This is a genomic window from Haladaptatus ordinarius, from assembly GCF_054177595.1.
In genome coordinates, this window is record NZ_JBPEHH010000198.1 from 1 (window position 1) to 4,059 (window position 4,059).

Genomic DNA, 4,059 nt, shown 5'->3' on the forward strand with positions numbered 1-4,059 from the left:
TCGAGCCCGAGGCCGCGTGCACGCACGAACAGAAGTGTTCGTTGCGCTCTGTCTCCGACTCGTGGTTGCAATCACCAACTACGAGCGAGGAAACGACCCGGGCTGCGAAAAGCTATGAGGTGGATTCTATGACACACTCAGTGAAAACAACGTCGAACTCGAACTCCTGCAGGACGACTGAGGATAGCGATACGAGTAGTCATTTGCCGTCGGCCATTTCAGGATCCTTTTGCGGTGGCAACCCACTCGCCATCAGGCGCCGAGCGATTACCACGATCCCATTGTCGAAACCGCGCCCGAACACTGCTTTTTCCGACTCAATACCCCCCGTCTCCGTCTCGTGGACCGAACTCACGAGAATTGTATTCTTGTCGATCAACAGCAGTCGACTGATCGTTGTCTCGTCACCCACCTCAAGGGGCGAACTGTGCAACCACTCCAACCCGGAGACGAACACTTCAGCGTCGGGCAGTGCCTCTGCAACCTGTGCTCGAAGGTCCTTGGTCTGTGTGCCAACCAGAACATCGAGGCCGGTGTCCAGCGCTTCCTGGAGTTGGTTGAGTAACTCCTCGGTGATAACGTCTTCTCGACCGATAATGAGCACAACCTCACGGCCAGCGGCATCAATGAGTTGCTGGGTACGATTCGTAATCGGGGTTGTTCCCGAGAGCGCCCATACTTCGTGGGTGATCTCTTCATCACCATCTGAGTATTTGGGCTCAAGGTCATCCATCGCCTCGACGAGCGTCTCTGTCCGCGATTCGTATTCCTGGCGCAGTGTTTCGGCGGCTTCCTTGATCGGCACGGCGCGAAATTGCTGGGGATTCGAGTGTTGAATCTCGACCAATCCCTTGGTCTCTAACACGCGAATCGCATCATACACACGCGTTCGCGGTACCTCAGAGATGTCGCTAATCTCCTTGGCTGTTCCTTTCGGGAGGCGTGCTAAGGCGACAAAACAGCGTGCTTCGTACTCTTTTAACCCGAGTTGCTGTAACAATTCGATCGATTGCTGTTGATTAGAGATCTCGTTCATGGGTCCCAACCAGTTCTCCGGTTTCCCCGGAGTTGTTCAAACTATTCTGTCGGCGCGCGTAAATCAGTTGGTGTCTCACCCACCGGGCGTGTTCGACAGACCGATTCACCATCAGTATCTCTTGTTCTTCGAGACGTATCAAAGGCACTCATCCCTCCACAGACAAATTACTGATTCACCAGTGGATGAGGTATTTACTCAGATAATCACAGATATGTGGTTCTGAAAACGCAATCTATCGTGATGTAATTGCTGATTTCACAGTAATAACTGGAGTGAGTCCGATGAAATCAGTAGTGGAAAAGACAAATTTCTGCGGCTATTCATCAGATGTATGATTAGTAACTCAGATAATCACAGTAAGGTTATACAGGTCGAACTCAAAGTACGAAGTGGCAGGAGTTCGAGTGGGTCCCAACCAATCGTCACTCCGTGCCCGGACTGCCACATTCGTGGCAGTTTTCACATGAATTAGTCGGGCGGCTCACCAGCGGGCTGTACACTGTGATTTTCCGCGAGTGTTGTGAGTAGCGGCTCGATGGCGTCGAACTCTGATCCCTTTGTGACGTCGCCTGTCCTTTCATCCCAATCGATGAGGCCGTGATCTTCGAGCCGGGGAAGGTGGCTATGGTGCATCACAATTGCGTGCTCCCGGCCGCCGCCATCTGTCTCCACCGGGTCTGAAGAGACAGTGGGAACAGTGTATGGAGACTCCTCTGTGAGTGCAAGGAGGAGTCGCCGTCTGTGCCCGTTCGAAAGTACTGACAGCTGATCATCAAGTATCATGAGTTTCACCCGGTTAATACACTACAGAGGGTTAAACACCGCATATTTTACGAGTTAGCAGTTGTGTGAGTAACTGAGTGAATACGTCAAATCAGCAGTTATCGGGAGAATTCACTCCATTTCGCACACAGTACTTAAGCTCACCTATTGTACCCTTCACTATGAGCCGACCATTAGATAACGTGGATCGTGGCATTCTGTATCATCTCCAGCGAGACGCCCGGAATACAACCACCCAAGAGATTGCCGAAACAGTGGGTGTTTCGGCGAGTACCGTCCGGAATCGGATTGAAGCCCTTGAGGATGATGGCATCATCAAAGGCTATCATCCCGAGATCGACTATGAGGCGGCGAACCTTCCGTTGCGCGTGCTGTTCGTCTGTACCGCGCCCGCAACCGAACAAGCCAAATTCGTCCAGCAAGTGCTTGAGATCCAAGGCGTGGTCGATGTGCGCGAGATGCTTGTCGGCCGGCGGAATATCTACGTGGAAGTGGTTGGGACGAATACCCAGGATATCACGCGTATCACGGACACACTCCACGAGTCAGGACTCACCGTTGAGAGTTCCGAAATCATGCGCTCGCGGCATATGCAACCATTCAACCATTTCCATTTCAGTGAAGCCACCGCCGATGAGCGGCGTGACGAATAATCTGGGTGGCGAGAGACAGGGGCAGTGATGAGGTCACACGAACTTATTCTGGCTCTTGTGGTATTACCAGACAGACGAGAGATCCACACCCGCTTAGTAAAAAATGGAGCAGCGGGTGGTGCTTTGGGGGCTCAATCCCCTCTCACCGTATGTTTTAATATTCTGGAAGTCATACTATCGACTCAGTAAAGAGCTATGAGTAGTAAGGGTGAAAATGGCGACCACGTCGTCCGTATCAGCCGCAAAGGCCAGGCGACAATCCCTAAGTCGCTCCGTGAGAAGTACGGCATCGAAATCCCAGGCCGTGTACGCTTCCGCGAAGAAGACGGCGAACTCGTCGTCGAACCAGTCCCAACACCCAATGAACGCTTTGGGTCACTGGGGGAAGATTACGAGCGTGGCGAGGTCATTACGCACCATCGAGAGGAGCAGGCAGCTGAACGCCAGGCAGAGGACACTGCCGACCAGCGTGACTACCAGCGCTACGTCGCTCACGACGACCAAGACGAGACCACCGACGAATGAGCTATCGCTACGTTCTTGATACGGAACCCCTCCTTGCGTACTACTACGGTGAACCCGGCGGGGAAACTGTCCGCGACCTCCTGACGGATGTCTACATGGGTGAAGAGGCCGTAGCGGTCAGTGAAATCACGGCGACCGAACTGATGTACAAAATCGCCCGCTTTGAAACTGGTTCCCCATCGGGAACGCCGACGGAAGAGACACTGACGACCGGCCGGCAGGCCGTGCGTGACTTGGTGGACGGCGGTGTCACACTGTGTGCACCCTCCGAGACGTGGCCACTTGCGGCTGAAGTGAAAGGAGCGGGGGGTATCGCGCTAGGCGACGCGTATGCTGTGGCGCTTGCGGTTGCTGAAGACACCACGCTTCTGGTCGGTGCTGACGGCGATTTCACGGACCTTGTGGTAGACATCTCGGTCAAACGGATCCGGACAGACCCAGCGTGACACGTGGGAGACGAACAGACAGAAAGCGGTTTGCGTATCTCCGTACTACGATGAGGTATGGCGGCTGCGTGGGCACAGTGGGAGCATGTCACGAAAGTCGACCCAGACAAAGCACTCCATGATGGGGATACCTACGCTTCCATTGCCGACACAGGAACTGACGCAATCATTATCGGTGGCACTACGAACGTCACTGAATCCAGCGTTCAGTCAATTCTCGATGCACTCTCTTCTACCGACATTCCCATATTCGTCGAGCCGACCTATTGCCCATCGTCATCTCGTACTGAGAGACTCTCTGGGTACCTGCTGCCGATTGTTCTGAATGCCGATGACCCACTGTGGATCACAGGAGCACGTCACGAATGGGTTTGCTCATCCGATCTTGAGTGGGGCTACGTCCACCCAGAAACCTATATTGTCCTCAATCCAGCGTCAGCAGTCGCCACATACACGCAAGCGGACTGTGACCTTGATGTCGATGACGTCATTGCTTATCTTGTGGTAGCGAGAAAACCCCGTGCTTTAGCGCGGGGTTGAATCGCGTTCGTTTAGCTGGGCATTTGCACGTGTGTCGCCCGGCTGTCTGTCCTACTTAAGCGGTCCGTCGATG

Annotated in this window: 6 protein-coding genes and 1 pseudogene; 5 read left to right on the forward strand and 2 right to left on the reverse strand. The window is 53.8% G+C overall.

The features are described 5' to 3' along the window. Positions 1–118, forward strand: a pseudogene (locus ACR3FF_RS26060) (IS5/IS1182 family transposase); the annotation flags it as partial. A gap of 81 nt (positions 119–199) precedes the next feature. Here the strand turns inward: ACR3FF_RS26060 and ACR3FF_RS26065 are convergent. Next, complete coding sequence (locus tag ACR3FF_RS26065) at positions 200–1,036, reverse strand: TrmB family transcriptional regulator (protein WP_458191007.1); 837 nt, start codon at positions 1,034–1,036, stop codon at positions 200–202. Positions 1,037–1,507: 471 nt separating this feature from the next. After that, on the reverse strand, positions 1,508–1,822 hold the full coding sequence (locus ACR3FF_RS26070) for a DUF7344 domain-containing protein (RefSeq protein WP_458191002.1): 315 nt from the start codon (positions 1,820–1,822) through the stop codon (positions 1,508–1,510). Positions 1,823–1,983: 161 nt separating this feature from the next. Here ACR3FF_RS26070 and ACR3FF_RS26075 point away from each other — a divergent pair, with 161 nt between their 5' ends. The 4 genes from ACR3FF_RS26075 to ACR3FF_RS26090 all read left to right on the forward strand — a co-directional run bounded on the left by ACR3FF_RS26075 (position 1,984) and on the right by ACR3FF_RS26090 (position 3,986). Beyond that, positions 1,984–2,475: an Lrp/AsnC family transcriptional regulator gene (locus ACR3FF_RS26075; RefSeq protein ID WP_458191003.1), complete on the forward strand. Its 492-nt coding sequence runs from the start codon at positions 1,984–1,986 to the stop codon at positions 2,473–2,475. A gap of 195 nt (positions 2,476–2,670) precedes the next feature. Beyond that, positions 2,671–3,000, forward strand: a complete 330-nt coding sequence (locus tag ACR3FF_RS26080) for an AbrB/MazE/SpoVT family DNA-binding domain-containing protein (protein WP_458191004.1) — start codon at positions 2,671–2,673, stop codon at positions 2,998–3,000. Further along, a complete protein-coding gene (locus tag ACR3FF_RS26085) occupies positions 2,997–3,446 on the forward strand; it encodes a type II toxin-antitoxin system VapC family toxin (RefSeq protein WP_458191005.1) in 450 nt (149 codons plus the stop codon). Before ACR3FF_RS26080 ends, ACR3FF_RS26085 begins: the two co-directional genes overlap by 4 nt. A 57-nt stretch (positions 3,447–3,503) precedes the next feature. Next, positions 3,504–3,986 carry a geranylgeranylglyceryl/heptaprenylglyceryl phosphate synthase gene (locus ACR3FF_RS26090; RefSeq protein WP_458191006.1) on the forward strand — a complete coding sequence of 161 codons (483 nt, stop codon included), beginning with the start codon at positions 3,504–3,506 and terminating at the stop codon, positions 3,984–3,986. Positions 3,987–4,059: the final 73 nt, after the last annotated feature.